The following is a 16,478-nucleotide window of genomic DNA, read 5'->3' as shown; positions in this document are numbered from 1 at the left end:
TTTTATCCGGTTTATCATCTTTAATCTGTTAGAATATTAACTTCAGGCATTGTAAATTGTTTCTTTTCTTCTCCCCAATCAGGCAAACCAAAATAGAAGTACAATGTTCTTTTAAACTTGCCGTTCAGATGATTCTTTTCGCTTTCAGGGCCTAAAGATTCAGTTTTATCGTTAATATTAAACGCCAAAACAGTTCCCAAAGGCGGAATTGCATCCAAAAATGAAATATTTCCTGTCGGCAATTCTGGATAACCTTCTGCACCGTAAATTCCGTAGAAATCAAAAAGTCTTACAAACATTTTTTCTTCCTTTGTTCCAATAGTAATTTTTCCTTCTGCTGTATTCAGTTGCAACCATGAAACATCATCAAAATACCCTTTAAATTCAGGATAAATCCAAGGTGAAGAACCTGTTCTGGCTGAATTTTTCAAACTCTGCCAAACATTATAAGTCTGTCCCTGGGTTCTGTTTTTCCAAACATGATAAGGACCTTTTCCCAGCCATTTTGCACTAATGACATAATTTTCGGGATAATCAAAACTTACGCCTGCAAATGGATAGTCGCCTGAAAGTGCATATTCATAATTCAGCTCTAAAATCCCTTTTGGATTGAGTTTCCAAACCAGTTTTTTCCCATCTTTGTATAATATTTCCACGACTTTATTTTTCCCTTCCGTTAAAGATCTGATGGATAATAATTCTGTTTTTCCATTCACGAAAACAGGTCCGTTTCTAAAGGTCATTTTTTTGCCTTTTTTATCTAAAATGACTGATTGTAATAAACCGTCTTTTTTACCGATTAAAAATTCTTTTTCATCTGATTTTAAAATAATTAAAGAATCATTTTCTGCAGCAGAAACGGGAAATTCTTTGATTAATGATTTCGAAAATTGTTTTGAAATTTCATCATTAGGCAAAATTTTCCACGTCCATGTATATATTTGTTTTCCGAAAGAATCGGTAGCAGTCAATAACAAAGCTTCACTTTTTTTCCAATGTGCCGGAAGATTTAAACTGATATTTCCTTTTTCAGTTGGCTTTATATCCGGAGATTCTGTTTCCCCTTTTTCAATAATATTAAATCCTGATTGGGAAGAAAAAGGTGTTTTGAATGTAACCAATTTCCATTCAAACCGGCAATCTTTTACATTGGTAAAATGGTATCGATTTTCAACAGGAATGATTCCATTAAAATCATCCGGCAATATTTTTAAATCAATTTTTATAGGACTGTAAATTTCCCGGATGGCATAAAAACTCCCCTCTTTTTCACGATGCGGCCCCAAAACTCCATCCGGAGCATTGATGGCATTCACATCAATCTGATTATTGAAATCAGTCCGCACCAAGCCTTCATCCGCAAAAGCCCAGAGAAAACCTCCTGCCCCTTTTTTGGAATTCCAGTGAAGCTCCCAATAATCGGATAATGAAGTTCCGCCACCGCCGTCGTCCTGTGCGTGCAAAAATTCAGTCGGCATATAAATATTTTCTCCTTCAAGGATTTTTTGTGTGCTGTAATAATCTTCGTAATGGTTGCAGTCAATCCCGTTAAAAGCATTTCCAGGTTTGTGGTGGGCGTGGATTACGGGACGATTTGATAAGTCATATTTTGCAAATTCTGCATCCAGATCAAAATTATGCCCGCCTTCATTTCCGTTACTCCAGAAAATAACTGAAGGATGATTTACATCTCTTGTAACCATTTCTCTGACAAGCTTTTTGCCAACTTCTGTGCTGTATTTTTTTTGCCAGCCCGCCAGTTCATTCAAAACATATAAACCTAGCGAATCGCAAATCTGAAGAAACGACTTATTCGGTGGATAATGCGAACAGCGAACCGCATTCATATTCATTTCTTTAATGAGCTGAACATCCATCAAATCGATGCTTTTGCTGACTGCACGCCCTGTTTCGGGCCACCAAACATGACGGTTGATGCCTTTCATTTTGATTTTGGTTCCGTTGATGTAAATTCCGTCGCCTTTTTTAATTTCAATGGTCCGGAAACCGAATTTTTCCTCAGTTTGAAAGATATTTCTTCTGTTTTTCTTTAAGCTGAATTTCGCTTTGTATAAATTCGGGGTTTCTGCGGTCCAGAGTTTAGGATTTTTAACGGAAAACTGAATTTGCTTTATTGTATCTCCTTTTTCAATTTTAATTTGAGATTCACCAACCAGAATATTATTAGAATCAAATAATTCTACTTTTAAACTATTGACTTTTTCAATTCCTTTTAAAAGAATACTGGAACGGAAAGTCCCGTCTGCTTTTGCATCAATGCCTGTCAGTGAAATATTTTCTTTTGGAATGGCTTCGAGGTAAACGGGTCTGAAAATCCCTCCTAAAACCCAATAATCAGCAAGACGTTCTGCATTGTTTACAGATTTGTCTGCGGACATTTTGGAGACTTTTACTTCGAGAACATTTTCTTTTCCGACATTTAATTTGTCTGAAATATCATATTTAAATTCATAAAAAGCACCCTGATGAATTGCTCCGGCAAGCTTTCCATTAATTTTGACTTCGGTGTCGGTCATTGACCCTTCGAAAACGATGTTGATCGATCTTCCTTTCCAGGAGTCCGGAATCAAGAATTTGTGTTTATACAGTCCTGTTTCATCATTAAATTTAAAATTTCTCCCGTAGGTTACATAATCTCTTCCGTAATTGTAAGAGCCAAATCCCTGCTGTTCCCATTGTGAAGGAACAGAAATTTTGTTCCAGCTTCCCGATTTCCGTCCTCCATTAATCCAAAAATCCCATTCTTTTGTCTGCTCAGCATCTTTCCCGCTCAGGAATTGAATTTCCTTAGATTGAGCATATACTACTTGTGAGCATAAACAAAAGAGAACGAATATTTTAGAAAAACAACTCATTTTGCGGCAATGTCGGAATCGTCTTTTTTGTTGTATGATTGAGCTAAAGAAGCCACTTTTGTAACACTGACTTTAGTCTGCTTTAAATTTTTGATGATCTTTAAATTTTGCTCTTCAGGTTTTAAAGCTTTTATCTTTAGGTTATCAAAAGTAAAATCCGTTAACTCGTACAAGTCTGATTTCTCAATATTAAAGCCAGTTTCACAACTGATGTCAATATTTTTTAAGGTAATATTATTTGCTAATCTGGTTTTCGGCTTCTCTTCTCCTCTTAAATCAAAAAACTGATTCCAGCCTTTTATATACAAGAAGGTTTTTACGTTTCCTCTGATATTATCCAGAGTGATATATTCGTAGTGCTGAGGCGTGTCGGGACGCATTTTCAAGTGCAATAACCTCGATGCATCTTTCACTGTGGAATTTCTGAAAATGATATTATAATTGTGAACCGATTCACTTCCGCAAGTGAGCGCAGAATGGCAGAATCCGAAAGTATTGTCTTCAATGATTATATTTCTATTTTCGCCATTTTCAGGAGCTTTATCGGCTTTTGGGCCTTTTCCGCCTTTCAAGGCAATTGCATCGTCATTAACAGACATATAACAATTTTTAACTAAGAAATTGGTACAGGCATCAATGTCAATTGCATCAGTACTGGGTGCTTTTACCGGTTCTTTTGGAGCTAAAATTGTTAAGTTTAAAAGCTTTACGAAGTGACTTTTGTAATAATGTGTGCTCCAGAAGGGTGAATTTTTTACCGTAATATCTTCAATCTGAACATTTTTAGAATTTGAAATATAAATGATTCTGGGTCTCATTTCATCCATATTTGTGCATTTGGGATTCCATTCGCGTCTTTTCCAGAATGATTTCCAGAATCGAAGTCCGTTTCCATTAAGCGTTCCTTTTCCTGAAATGGTAAAACCATCCAATCCATCCGCATTTACGAGTGCGGGGAAATATTTTACGGTTTGTCCTTCCATTCTTGTCATTACAACCGGAAAATCATTGATATCATCGCTTCCTTTTAAAACCGCTCCTTTTTCTAAATGTAAATGTGTTCCCTGCTTAAAAAAAACAGAACTTATAAGAAACGTGCCTTTTGGTACTATGATTACACCTCCCCCATTCTTAGCAGCCTGATCGATCACGGCCTGAACCGACTTGGTCTGAAGGACCGTACTGTCGTTCACAACTCCGAAATCCGTAAGAATATATTTCTTTCCTAATTTATTGATATCCGTAGGTTTGTTGTTTTTAAACCATTCTGGAATTGTCGTTCCATCAGGGAATTTATCCTGACTTTTTAATCCTGTTGAACATAAAGCGAAAATCAATAGGGCCCAAATGAATCTGGATGTGTTTTGAAATTTCATGATATAATTATATTGCTGTATGATCTGATTTTATGAATATTTTATTTACAAAACACAAAAATCAGTAAAATAACTTTCATTCTTTAAAGAAAATTATTTTTTCATTTCATTTTTCATAAAAATATACATTTTAGCAACGTATACTATCCTGCTCTTTCATGCTGACCGGCTTTTATTTTACTCAAATTTCACCCTGCATCAAAAAAGTTTAAGCTATTCAATACATTTCAGATTTATTATGACTTTAATCAATCGTACTCTTGTATAAAATCATATTATTTACTGTTTTATAGACATAATTTGATTAAATTTACGTCAATAATTAACCTTAATTTTTGGTTAAAAAAACAGCTAGAAAAAACGTTTATGAATAAAAAAAGTGCCACGATATACGATATCTCAAAGAAACTTAATGTAAGTGTGGCTACTGTTTCCAGATCGCTTAATGATCATCCGAGAATAAGTCAGGCAACAAAAGATTTGGTGAAGAAAACCGCCAAAGAAATGAATTACAAGCAAAATAACCTTGCCAAAGCGCTTAAAAGCGGGGAAACAAAAAACGTAGGAATCATCGTTCCTTATGTAAATACCAACTTCTTTTCCTCTGTTATCCGTGGAATTGAGGAAGAGCTTTCTCCACATGGGTATCATGTGATTATCTGCCAGAGTCATGAAGATATAAATATTGAGAAAAGACACTTAAATACCTTGCTTAACGCTCAGGTTGACGGAATTTTCATGTCGGTTTCCAAAACGACTCTTGTTACCGATCATATCCAGAATATTCTGGACACCACCAACACTCCTATTATATTTTTTGACCGTAAAAAAGACATTTCAGGAATCAGCACGGTGACCATTGATGATTATCGTGGGGGTTATATGGCAACGGAACACCTGATTACTGAGGGATATAAAAATATTTGTCATTTTGCAGGAGATCTTAATCTTGAGATTTATCAAAATCGTCTTAAAGGTTATAAACAGGCACTAATTGACCATAATTTTCAGGTTAAAGAAGATAATATCATCATCACAGGAAGTTCGATTGATGAAGGAATTGACGCGGTTAAAAAACTTTGGGACGGAAAATCGATTCCTGATGCGATATTTTCATCGAGTGATTTTGCAGCATTGGGCGCCTGCCAGGAACTGAAAAAACGTAAAATAAAAATCCCTGAAGAAGTTGCGGTTATTGGTTTTTCAAATGAACCTTTTACTCAATTTATGGAGCTTCCGATGAGTTCCGTGGATCAGACTCCCGTTATCATGGGGAAAATGGCGGGACAGGTTTTTATTGAAAGTGTAAAAGAGAATGGTTCTGGTGTTTCTATCGAGAAAAAAGTGGTGTTGGCGCCGCAGCTTTATATCAGGAAGTCGTCGAAAAGGAGATAGTTTTTCTTTTGTCTTGAAATCGAAGATTCGACGTAGTCAAACAAAAGTTCTTCGGTTCTGAATTTGTGTCGCGTTTCAAACAGTGGGATTTTCTTAACGCTCCATTTTCCTATGTCTTTAAATCTTTAAGTTTTGGCTAAAGCCAATTGATTTTCTTTATTTTCAAAACGGGCTAAAGCCCGTCTCTATTGATTGCAACTCGTGTATACCCGTGAAAATATTATGAATTTTCATTTGAATATTCTATTTACGTTAGTTACGCAATTTTATCATATTAAATATTTTTAAGGCGCAAGAATTTTATAATATTGCGCCTTTGCATTTTACCAACAACTCTGTTCCATAAAAAAGAAAATGCCTTCCACACCATGTAGAAAGCATTTTCAAGCCTAATATTTTATTATAATTAAAACAATTATAAGCTTACTCCCCGTCTCCAGGGAATAAAATCGTTTTGATTCAAAATTGCGGCTTTTGTTTTTACCTCTCCGCTTGCGACTTTGATGATAAATTCTAAAAGCTCTTCTGCTTTTTCGTCAATTGTTTTTTCGCCTGTTATTACGTCTCCTGTATTGAAATCAATGATATCGGGCATTCTTTCTGATAAAGAAGTGTTCGACGAAATTTTCACCACAGGAACAACAGGATTTCCAGTCGGAGTTCCTAAACCTGTTGTAAATAAAACCACGTTTGAGCCGGAACCGACCAAAGCGGTTGTACATTCCACGTCATTTCCGGGAGTGCATAATAAATTTAAGCCCGGTTCTTTGATATATTCTGTAAAATCGAGAACGTCATTTATCGGAGATGAACCACCTTTTTTAGCGGCTCCTGCAGATTTCATGGCATCGGTTATCAATCCGTCTTTGATATTCCCCGGTGACGGATTCATATCAAAACCTGAGCCTGCAGCAACGACTGATTCTTCAAAGTCTTTCATTAACTGTAAAAATCTTTCGGCATCTTCTTCGTTCACGCATCGGTTTACCAATTCCTGCTCTACTCCGCATAATTCGGGGAATTCTGAAAGGATGGTTGAACCACCGATTCCTGCCATTAAATCTGACAATTGTCCTAAGACCGGATTGGCGGAAATTCCTGAAAAACCGTCTGAACCACCACATTCCAATCCTAAAACTAACTTTGAAATTGGTGCCGGTTTTCTTTCGATTTCATTGACTTTTTTGATGGCTTCGTAAGAATCTTTGATGATTCCATTCAGCATTTCATCAACTGTTCCCGATTTTTGCTGCTCGTAAACGATGATCGGTTTTTTATTATCCGGACTGATTTTTTCCAACGCATCTTTAAAAATCTGAACCTGCAAATTCTGACAACCCAAGCTCAAAACCGTTGCTCCGGCTACGTTTGGATTATTCACATAACCAGCCAATAACCTTCCCAATGCTTCCGCGTCCTGACGAATACCGCCACAACCGCCCTGATGCGTAATAAATTTAACTTCAATATTTTTAAAAATCCGGGAATCCTGTTCTTCTTCAACAACAGTTTCAGTTTCAGAATTATTAATTAACGATCTTAATAAAAGCTGATGTTTTGTTGCCTTTTCAAACAGCAGTTCTTTTTCAAAAACATCTTTTAAAATCTCAACATTTCTGTTTTCACAAAAAACCAACGGGAAAAACAACCAGACATTTTCCGTTCCGACCTGCCCGTCTTCACGGTGATAACCCATGAAAGTTTTATCTTTCCATTTATCAACATTCGGAGCGGTCCAAGCCGTCGTTTCAGTTTTACCTTCTACTTTTGCGCTTTGGTGCTTAACGTTTTCAGTCGTGATAACCTCTCCTTTTTGGATCGGCTGACTCGCTTTTCCCACCAAAACACCGTACATAATGATCTCGTCTCCCATCACAAGATCTTCGGTCACGAATTTATGTTTCGCCTTCGTGTCTTTTATCATGTTATACGTAAGATCGCCCAAAGTTACAGTTTCCCCCTGCGTCAGATCAACCAATGCCACTGCTACATTATCTTTGGGATTTACTTTCAGTACTTTCTTTTGCATAATTTCTTAAGAATAAAATTGTATAAAGTTGTGATATGCAGTTTCGGTATCATTCTGGTCAATTTCCCATAATGCCTTTGCTACTGCAGATTTCAAACCATTAACCTTTGTAAGGTCTGTATCCCAGAAAGCGGTTTCGCTTAACGCCAATTCTGCGACTTTCCCGTAATCTTCGTTTGCCCAGATTTCTTTGAATCTGTTTACTATTGTTTCCTCGTCATTTAAAGGCAGAAATTTTTCACCAAATTTTCCCTGATAGAATCTGATTAAACTTGCCAGTGAAAAGGTTAAATTAAGCGGTAATTTTTGGTTAATTTCAACATATTTTAACAGGCTCGGAAGAATTCTCACTTTAAATTTAGATACAAAATACAGTGCAATACTTGCCTGATAATGTTTGATAAACGGATTTCTGAACCGGTCGAAAACTTCTTCAGCAAAATCTTTTAATTCATTTTCATCTAAACCTAAAGTGGGGTTCACTTCATTGAATATCGTTTCACTTAAAAACTTACCTAAAAACGGATCGTCAATAGATTCTTTTACCGTTTCTTTTCCTGATAAAATAGCCGGAGCCAACATTAATGTATGACCGCCATTCAAAATTCTTACTTTTCTCAAACGATACGGCTGAATATCATCAACAACCAAAATCTGCTCGTCGATTCTATCGAAAGGAATTCTTTCTTTTAAATTGGCTAAATCCTGAATCACAAAAAGCAGAAACACTTCCGAAACCACCATCATCTGATCTTCATAATCCAGCTGATCTTCATAGGTTTCTGCATCATCTTTCGGATAACCCGGAACAATTCTGTCTACCAATGTATTGTGGAAATAATTACTATGTTCAATCCATTGCACAAAGTTAGAATCTAAATTCCAAAGTTGGGCATATTTTAAGATTATTTCTTTTAAAGCAAATGCATTATCTTCAATTAATTCACAAGGAATAATTCTCAATCCTTTATCTTTTGCTCCATTGAAATGTTTGAATCGTTCGTGTAATAAGACCGCTACTTTCGCAGGAAAGTTCTTATGCGGACCAGCGTAATTATTCTCAGATTCGTCGTAAGCAATTCCTGTTTCTGTTGTATTGGAAAAGATAAATTCCAATTCTTCTTCTTTTGCCAACGCCAGGAATTCATCGTAATCTGTATAAGGATTAATTGATTTTTGAATCGCCGAGATCACCTGTTTTGTGTCAATGATCTCTCCTTTTTTAATTCCTCTTGAGAAAAGCGTGTATACATTATCCTGCTCTTCCAATTTGTGAACCGAACCGCCCGGAGTCGGCTGTACGTTTACGATTCCTGCATTAAATCCTGCTTCTTTATTTAATTTATCAATCACATAATCTGTGAATCCTCTCATGAAATTTCCGCCACCAAACTGTACAATTTTAATGGGAAGTTTTTCCTGAGAATCAATTAATTCACGATTTAATTTCTGTTTTGTCTGATTTTCCATCTTTTTAACTCGATGATTTTATTTTTTTTAGCGCAAAGGGCGCAAAGATTTTTTGCAATTATTGCTGTTGATTTTTAAGTTCAGTTTTAATTTTTCCTATTTTTAAACCATTAAGATTTATTAAGTGATTAAGATTGGTTAAGAGAAATAAATTTCTTGAGCTGTCTTGTTAATTTGCTTGTAAATCTTAAGCATTCTTAACAACTTAACCTTAATGCTTCAAATTATTTACTTATCACTTTATATTTTGGAACCAGTGCTTTCATTACGGTCCATGCAATTAAATAGGCCACTGCACAGATTGAAAAAATGATCATATAACCTTTATCAATCCCGTCTGAAATTAGGGCTCCTGATTTTTCTAATTGTTCAAAAAAACCTTCCGGCAAACGTTGGTTGATATATTGCGGATATTTTTCCAATAAAGGAATTCCGTCAACGGTCGTCCATGCTTTATGAGCATGATCAAACAATACACCAGAAGATTTATTGATTAAAAATGATCCGATTCCCCCTGCCATTCCGCCAATTCCTGTGATGGTTGCAATCGCTTTTTTAGGAAACATATCGCCAACCGTCGAGAAAATATTTGCCGACCAGGCCTGGTGTGCTGCTCCTGCAATTCCGATAATCAATACCGGAATCCAATAGGTAACCGATCCTAAAGGCTGTGCTAAAAGTGCCAGTAAAGGGAAAAATGCAAAAATCAACATGGCTTTCATTCTTCCTGTATAGGCGTTCATTCCTTTTTTTTCAACGAAATATTTTGGAAGCCATCCGCCGATAATCGACAATAAAGTAATCATATAAAGGACGAATAATGGTAATGCACTTTGCGTGGAATCCATTTTGTAAACTGAGCTTAAATAAGCCGGTGTCCAGAATAAAAAGAACCACCAAATCCCGTCTGTCATGAATTTTCCGAACGCAAAAGCCCAGGTTTGTCTGTAGCTGAAACATTCTCTGAAAGTAAATTTCTTCTCCGGAATACTTGCATCTTCATTGGGCAGATCATCCTGATCCTGTTGAATATACGTTAATTCATGTTCGTTAACTTTATGATGCTCATGAGGTTTTTTATAGTAGAAAACCCAAAGTCCCATCCATACAAATCCCAATGCTCCGATGATAATAAATGCCCATTCCCAGCCCATTGATTTTGCAATAAAAGGAATGGTAATCGGTGCTGCCAAAGCTCCAACCGTGGCTCCTGCATTAAAAATACTTGTTGCTAAAGCCCGGTCTTTTTTTGGGAAATATTCTGCCGTCGTTTTAATCGCTGCCGGGAAATTTCCTGCTTCACCGACCGCCAAAACGAAACGCGCGAAAATAAATAATGTGACACTCGTACTGATGATTGAGCCAACATTATCAACCCGACTGATGATTTCTTTAGATTCTACAAAACCTACCAGCCAGTTTCCCGTTAAAACACCTGCAGTTGCAATTCCGCAAAAAGCATGTAATACCGCACCAACAGACCAAATGGCGATCGCCCAAAGAAAACCTTTTTTAGTATCCATCCAATCCACAAATTTCCCTGCGAAAAGCATACTTACCGCATAAAAAATAGAAAATAATGCCGTGATATTTCCGTAATCGTTATTGTTCCAGTGAAATTCGGGGGCGATGAAATCTTTCCAAGTCAATGACAACACCTGACGATCCATATAATTGATGGTCGTGGCAATGAACAGCAAAAAGCATATCGTCCATCTGAATGTACTCGGTTTAAGAGGCTTAACTGAGCTCATATTAATTTTTTAGAATTAGTTATTTTTTGTTGAATATTTTAAATAATGATGCTTGTTTTTAACGCAAAGAACACAAAGATTTTGGTTTTAAAACCTGATATATATTTTAAGTTCGCAAAGGCTGAACTACGTTCGTAAACCTTCAGTTTATACTCAGCTAAGATCACAAAGTGTTTCCAGCTTTTTTAATCATTATTATTATTTTAAAGACTGAATAATTTCCAATACTTTTTTAGTTTCATTTTCTATTGTTGTATAGTCTTTAGCAAGCATTAATTCTTTACTTACCAATTTGCTTCCCATTCCCACGGCAGAAACACCGGCTTTAAACCAACTCGCAATACTTTCTTTTGTCGTATCAACACCACCAGTCGGCATAAATTTCAGGTTCGGAAAAACATCTTTGACCGCACTCATAAATCCGGTTCCTAAAACGTTCCCGGGAAATAATTTAATGAAAGTTACTCCTGCGCTTTCGGCTTCGATAATTTCTGTCGGAGTCATACAACCCGGACTGTACAACAAATCTTTTGGAATTAAAAACTCTGCAACTTCTGCCACAAAACCGGGACTGATAAAGAAATCTGCACCTGCTTTATCATATTCTTCAGCTTGCTGTACATTCTTTATTGTTCCTATTCCCAACAGCATTTCCGGCATTTCTGCGTTACGGATTTCTACCATTTTTGTAAAATTATTCAACGCTGCTTCGCCTCGGCTTGTGTATTCTACAGCGCGGATTCCGGCTTTGTAAAGTGATCTCAGTATTTCTAAAGTTACCGTTTCATCAGCATTATAGTACAGAGGTAAAACTCCCTGATTGATGATGGTATTTGTAACTAATTGAATTTTTGTCATTTTAGTTAATTATTTGTTTAAAAATAACCTTTGATGGAATTAAATCCATCCTTTAGTATGCTGTACCTTCAAGACTTTTATCTTCATTTTTAACGCAAAGGGCGCAAAGGTTTTCTTTTTAAAACTTGCTGCATATTTTAAGTTCACAAAGGCGTTTGACTACGCCGAATCTTCGATTTCACTCAAGCCAAGTCCACAATGTTCCAGTTTAGCTATAAGCAAGTTGCTAAAAGCCATCTATCTTTTTATTCTTCCTCCTGAATTTCCGTTCATTACTTCCAGAATATCTTCTGCACTACAGTAATTGATGTCACCTACAATGGTATGTTTTATGGCACAGGCTGCATTGGCAAATTTCAATGCTTTTTCGTCATCGAAATTAATTAAGCCATAAATCAAACCTGCTGCAAAAGCATCACCCGTTCCGATTCTGTCGACTACAGGATTTACTTCCAAAAGCCCGGTTTCAAAATAATGGTCTTCAATCAAAGCTCTTCCCTGCGTTTGCTGAGAACTTGCCGTAACGCCGATTCTTATTTTGTCGAAAATCTTATGAATAGAAGGAATCTGCTGCTTTAATTCTTTGCAGGCTTCGATGAAACCTTCTTTATCTGATGAAAACTGAGCTTCCAGAATTTCATTAATTTCATTTACTCCACCGATGAAAATTGTTGAATATGAAACCAGTTCCTTTAAAACTTCGTTCCCGTTTTTACCGTATTTCCAAAGGTTTGAGCGGTAAGCAGGATCGGTTGTAATTTCGATTCCCATTTCACGGGCTGTTTGTAATCCTTCTTTTAAACTTTTATAAGCCGGTTCTGAAATTCCCGGACTGATTCCTGTCCAATGGAAATATTTGCAGCCTTCAAGAGCTTTCTTCCAATCGATTTGTTCAGATTTGATATTAGCGAAGGAGCCGTTCAGTCTGTTATAAGCAATTCTGCTTGCGCGAACGGACGAACCAACTTCTAAAAAATATAAGCCTAAAGGATGTTCATTTTTGTTGATGAAAGTCGTATCGATCCCGAAACTTTTGATAAAAGAAACCGCAGATTCACCCACAAAATCATCAGAAACACTGCTGATATGTTTCACGTCACAACCCAGTGTTGCCAATGAAGAAGCTACATTAAGCTCTGTTCCGCCGAAAAAAAATTCCATTTCGTGGCTTTGCTTCATGGTTCTGTTCCCAGGTGGCGACAATCGCATGATGACTTCTCCGAATGTGACTATTTTGTTACTCATTGTTTTAATTAATGATCATTTAAGTTTTAAAAGATCTGCTTTTATTTAACGCAAAGTGCGCAAAGTTTTTTTTACTACTAACTGTTTTTAAGTTCGCAAAGGCGTTTGAATTACAGATATTATTTTTTTAACCATTAAGATTTATTTAAGGAGTTTAGAAAAGTTAAGGTTGGCTTTGCCTTAAGATATTTAAATCAATTTGATTTTTCTTAATTCAACTTAATCTTTTAAATTTCCTTAATGGTTTAAAATTTTATTTTTATCTATCGCAGATCTAGCAAATTTTGCAGATGATTATGTTAAAAAGATCCGTGTAATCAGCTAAGTCTGCTTGAGTTTTATTTAATTTGAAATTTAAAAATCAAAATAATTTTTAGCATTATGGTAACAAATATTTGAAATTGTATCCCCAATCAACTCAATATCATCAGGTAATTCACCATTTTTCATTTCTTCACCGAAAAGATTACACAATACTCTTCTGAAATATTCGTGTCTCGGATAAGAAAGGAAACTTCTGGAATCCGTTAACATTCCGACGAAACAGCTGATTAATCCCATGTTTGAAAGAGCATTCATCTGCTTGATCATTCCGTCTTTTTGGTCAAGGAACCACCATCCTGAACCGAACTGTACTTTTCCTTTGATGCTGCCATCATTGAAATTCCCGATCATTGTCGCGAAAATCTCATTATCGGCAGGATTTAAGTTATATAAAATGGTTTTTGTTAACTTATCTTTTCCGTCCAGTGTATTTAAGAATTTGGACAGAGTTTCAGCCTGAACAAAGTCACCGATAGAATCCCAACCCGTGTCCGGACCAAGAATTCTGTGCATTCTTTCGTTATTATTTCTCAACGCTCCCAGGTGGAACTGCTGAACCCAGCCAAATTTGTGATAGGTTTCGCCCAAGAATAATAAAACGGCTGTTTTGAATTGGTTAACCTGCTTTTCAGCAATCACTTTCCCTGAAATTTTATCATTGAAAATAGCATTAACCTCCGCTTCTGTAGCATCTTCAAAGGAAATATTGTTCAATCCGTGATCACAGAGTCTGCATCCGTTTTCGTGGAAATATTCAATTCTTTTCAATAAAGCATCACACAATGTCTGGTAAGAATTAATTTCAATTCCGGCCGATTCGCCCAGTTTTGAAATATAATCTGCAAAGTTGTGATTTTCAATTAAAATTGCTTTATCAGGACGGAAAGCGGTGCTTACTTTAATGCTGAAATCACTTTTTGCCAAATCCTGATGATAATTCAAAATATCTGTAGGATCTTCTGTTGTGCACAGAGATTCTACATTCATCATTTTCAATAAACCTCTTGTCGATTTTTCAGGCGTCTGAAGCTGAGCGGTGATGTTTTCGTAAATTTCTGATGCGTTGCTTTCATTTAACAATTCATCGATTCCGAAATATCTTTTTAATTCCAAATGTGTCCAGTGATACAAAGGATTTCTCAATGTATAAGGGACGGTTTTTGCCCAAGCTTCAAATTTTTCTTTGTCTGAAGAATCTCCCGTGATGAATTTTTCGTTCACGCCCATTGTACGCATCGCTCTCCATTTGTAATGATCGCCTGCAATCCAAACCTTTGAGATATTTTCGAAAACGGTGTCTTCAGCAATATCTTTGGGAATCAAATGATTATGATAATCAATAATGGGTTGTTTTTCCGCGTATCTGAAGTATAATTCTTCAGCGTATTTATTTTGTAGTAAAAAATTATCTGTAATAAAAGGTTTCATTCTAATCTAATTCTGTTGTTATTCATTAGCAGGTTTTCCGATAGTCGCTAAAATTCCCCCGTCAACGTAAATAATCTGTCCGTTGATAAATCTGCTTGCATCCGAAGCCAGGAAAATAGCTGTTCCGGCAAGATCTTCGGGATTTCCCCATCTTCCTTCCGGAGTTCTGCTGATGATAAAATCGTTGAAAGGATGTCCATCCACTCGAATCGGTTCTGTTTGAGAAGTTGCAAAATATCCTGGACCGATTCCGTTCACCTGAATATTATGTTTTGCCCATTCTGTTGCCAGATTTTTGGTAAGCATTTTCAGACCGCCTTTTGCAGAAGCATACGCTACTACATTGTCACGCCCCAGCTCACTCATCATTGAGCAGATATTGATGATCTTTCCGGATCTTCTTTTGATCATATGTTTGCCGATTAATTTCGACATGATAAAAGGTCCTGTAAGATCTACATCGATTACTTTTCTAAAGTCTTCAACTTCCATTTCAATCGCCGGAACACGTTTGATGATTCCTGCGTTGTTGACAAGGATGTCTATTTTTCCATGAGTGGCTTCCATTAAAGCTACTTTCTGAGCGGCTTCCAGTTCGTCCGTCACGTCAAAAAGATAACCGGTTGCTTTGTATCCTTTTCCGTGGTAATAGCTTAAAGCCTCTTCTAATTTTGACGGTGTCGTGCTTGTAATCGCCAGTTCAGCACCTGCGGCGGCAAGGCCTTCTGCCATTGCCATTCCTAATCCGTGAGTACCGCCTGTAACAACGGCTACTTTACCGGATAAATCAAATAAATTCATTAGAAAAATTACTTTAGTTCGTTAGTTTTGATTCCGTCCATATCTCCGTAATCCATATTTTCTCCGGCCATACCCCAGATAAAAGTATAATTGGAAGTCCCGACTCCTGAGTGAATTGACCATTCCGGAGACAGCACGGCTTCACGGTTTTGTATAAAAATATGACGTGTTTCCTGAGGCTGCCCTAAAAAATGGCTGATCGTCTGCCCTTCTTCCAGATCAAAATAGAAATAAGCTTCCATTCTTCTGGTGTGGGTATGCGAAGGCATGGTATTCCAAACACTTCCGGGATGAAGTTCCGTCATTCCCATTTGTAATTGACACGTTTCAAGCACAGAATTGACAATCAGTTTGTTGATCGTACGCTTGTTGGCATATTTTTCTTCTCCTAATTCTACGATTTCGGCTTCGTTTTTCGTAATCTTTTTTGTCGGATACGTGTGATGTGCCGGAGCTGAATTGATGTAAAAATAAGGCTGTGCGTCACCCAATTTTTCAAAAATTACTTCTTTTGCTCCTTTACCGATATATAAAGCCTCTTTGTTGGCAAGCTCATATACTTCACCATCTACCGTTACCTTCCCTGCACCGCCGACGTTGATGATTCCCAATTCTCTCCTGTCAAGGAAATTCTCGGCTTTCAAATCGTCTGTAGGTTCCAGTTTTAAAGCTTTTGCTGAAGGCATAATACCCCCTACAATAAGCCTGTCGTACATAGAATAGACTAATTTTATCTTATCTTCATTAAATAAATCATTGATTAGAAACTCCCTCCTAAGATCTTCAGTGGTATACTTTTTTGCATCTTCAGGATGATGGGCGTAACGAAATTCTGACTGTGTCATACTGCTTGATTTTTATACTTTTTCTTTTGCGGTTTTATCAAAACCTGTTAAACATTGCGTAATCGATTGCATAAAAT

At 36.7% G+C, this 16,478-nt stretch carries 11 protein-coding genes; 1 reads left to right on the top strand and 10 read right to left on the bottom strand.

Annotated features, from left to right (window positions below; all coding sequences use genetic code 11):
- Positions 1-20: 20 nt before the first annotated feature.
- Together J4Q03_RS14315 and J4Q03_RS14310 are read right to left on the bottom strand one after the other, a co-directional pair.
- Positions 21-2,876, bottom strand: coding sequence for a glycoside hydrolase family 2 TIM barrel-domain containing protein (locus J4Q03_RS14315; RefSeq protein WP_426048816.1), 2,856 nt, complete (start codon positions 2,874-2,876; stop codon positions 21-23).
- A complete protein-coding gene (locus J4Q03_RS14310) occupies positions 2,873-4,252 on the bottom strand; it encodes a rhamnogalacturonidase (protein ID WP_426048815.1) in 1,380 nt (459 codons plus the stop codon). The genes J4Q03_RS14315 and J4Q03_RS14310 overlap by 4 nt, the downstream gene beginning before the upstream one ends.
- Positions 4,253-4,618: 366 nt before the next feature.
- Here J4Q03_RS14310 and J4Q03_RS14305 point away from each other — a divergent pair, with 366 nt between their 5' ends.
- A complete protein-coding gene (locus J4Q03_RS14305; protein WP_426048814.1) occupies positions 4,619-5,647 on the top strand; it encodes a LacI family DNA-binding transcriptional regulator in 1,029 nt (342 codons plus the stop codon).
- A gap of 415 nt (positions 5,648-6,062) precedes the next feature.
- On the opposite strand, the gene J4Q03_RS14300 is transcribed toward J4Q03_RS14305, so the two are convergent.
- From J4Q03_RS14300 to kduI, 8 genes are all read right to left on the bottom strand, one after another.
- Positions 6,063-7,676, bottom strand: a complete 1,614-nt coding sequence (locus J4Q03_RS14300; protein WP_426048813.1) for a UxaA family hydrolase — start codon at positions 7,674-7,676, stop codon at positions 6,063-6,065.
- A 6-nt stretch (positions 7,677-7,682) separates the two neighbouring features.
- Positions 7,683-9,146 (bottom strand): tagaturonate reductase, encoded by a 1,464-nt coding sequence (locus J4Q03_RS14295; RefSeq protein WP_426048812.1) that lies wholly within the window; start codon positions 9,144-9,146, stop codon positions 7,683-7,685.
- Positions 9,147-9,370: 224 nt separating this feature from the next.
- Positions 9,371-10,900, bottom strand: a complete 1,530-nt coding sequence (locus J4Q03_RS14290) for an MFS transporter (RefSeq protein WP_426048811.1) — start codon at positions 10,898-10,900, stop codon at positions 9,371-9,373.
- A gap of 198 nt (positions 10,901-11,098) precedes the next feature.
- Positions 11,099-11,758: a bifunctional 4-hydroxy-2-oxoglutarate aldolase/2-dehydro-3-deoxy-phosphogluconate aldolase gene (locus tag J4Q03_RS14285; RefSeq protein ID WP_426048810.1), complete on the bottom strand. Its 660-nt coding sequence runs from the start codon at positions 11,756-11,758 to the stop codon at positions 11,099-11,101.
- A gap of 237 nt (positions 11,759-11,995) precedes the next feature.
- Entirely contained in the window at positions 11,996-13,003 is a 1,008-nt protein-coding gene (locus J4Q03_RS14280) for a sugar kinase (protein ID WP_426048809.1), read from the bottom strand.
- Between the two features lie 354 nt (positions 13,004-13,357).
- Positions 13,358-14,755, bottom strand: a complete 1,398-nt coding sequence (uxaC, locus tag J4Q03_RS14275) for a glucuronate isomerase (RefSeq protein WP_426048808.1) — start codon at positions 14,753-14,755, stop codon at positions 13,358-13,360.
- Between the two features lie 18 nt (positions 14,756-14,773).
- A complete protein-coding gene (locus J4Q03_RS14270) occupies positions 14,774-15,556 on the bottom strand; it encodes a gluconate 5-dehydrogenase (protein ID WP_426048807.1) in 783 nt (260 codons plus the stop codon).
- 8 nt (positions 15,557-15,564) lie between these two features.
- Positions 15,565-16,401, bottom strand: coding sequence for a 5-dehydro-4-deoxy-D-glucuronate isomerase (kduI, locus tag J4Q03_RS14265; RefSeq protein ID WP_426048806.1), 837 nt, complete (start codon positions 16,399-16,401; stop codon positions 15,565-15,567).
- Positions 16,402-16,478: the final 77 nt, after the last annotated feature.

Origin of the sequence: Chryseobacterium sp. NFX27, assembly GCF_049887855.1 — a bacterium.
In the GTDB taxonomy this organism is placed as follows: Bacteria; Bacteroidota; Bacteroidia; order Flavobacteriales; family Weeksellaceae; genus Chryseobacterium.
This window is presented reverse-complemented; position numbering and strand designations above follow the sequence as displayed.

What these genes read in the sequence shown, in the direction of transcription:
- J4Q03_RS14270 (WP_426048807.1), bottom strand. Translation starts at nt 15,556, where the DNA reads ATGAATTTATTTGATTTATCCGGTAAAGTAGCCGTTGTTACAGGCGGT.
- J4Q03_RS14305 (WP_426048814.1), top strand. Translation starts at nt 4,619, where the DNA reads ATGAATAAAAAAAGTGCCACGATATACGATATCTCAAAGAAACTTAAT.
- J4Q03_RS14280 (WP_426048809.1), bottom strand. Translation starts at nt 13,003, where the DNA reads ATGAGTAACAAAATAGTCACATTCGGAGAAGTCATCATGCGATTGTCG.
- J4Q03_RS14285 (WP_426048810.1), bottom strand. Translation starts at nt 11,758, where the DNA reads ATGACAAAAATTCAATTAGTTACAAATACCATCATCAATCAGGGAGTT.
- J4Q03_RS14315 (WP_426048816.1), bottom strand. Translation starts at nt 2,876, where the DNA reads ATGAGTTGTTTTTCTAAAATATTCGTTCTCTTTTGTTTATGCTCACAA.
- J4Q03_RS14300 (WP_426048813.1), bottom strand. Translation starts at nt 7,676, where the DNA reads ATGCAAAAGAAAGTACTGAAAGTAAATCCCAAAGATAATGTAGCAGTG.
- kduI (WP_426048806.1), bottom strand. Translation starts at nt 16,401, where the DNA reads ATGACACAGTCAGAATTTCGTTACGCCCATCATCCTGAAGATGCAAAA.
- J4Q03_RS14295 (WP_426048812.1), bottom strand. Translation starts at nt 9,146, where the DNA reads ATGGAAAATCAGACAAAACAGAAATTAAATCGTGAATTAATTGATTCT.
- J4Q03_RS14290 (WP_426048811.1), bottom strand. Translation starts at nt 10,900, where the DNA reads ATGAGCTCAGTTAAGCCTCTTAAACCGAGTACATTCAGATGGACGATA.
- uxaC (WP_426048808.1), bottom strand. Translation starts at nt 14,755, where the DNA reads ATGAAACCTTTTATTACAGATAATTTTTTACTACAAAATAAATACGCT.
- J4Q03_RS14310 (WP_426048815.1), bottom strand. Translation starts at nt 4,252, where the DNA reads ATGAAATTTCAAAACACATCCAGATTCATTTGGGCCCTATTGATTTTC.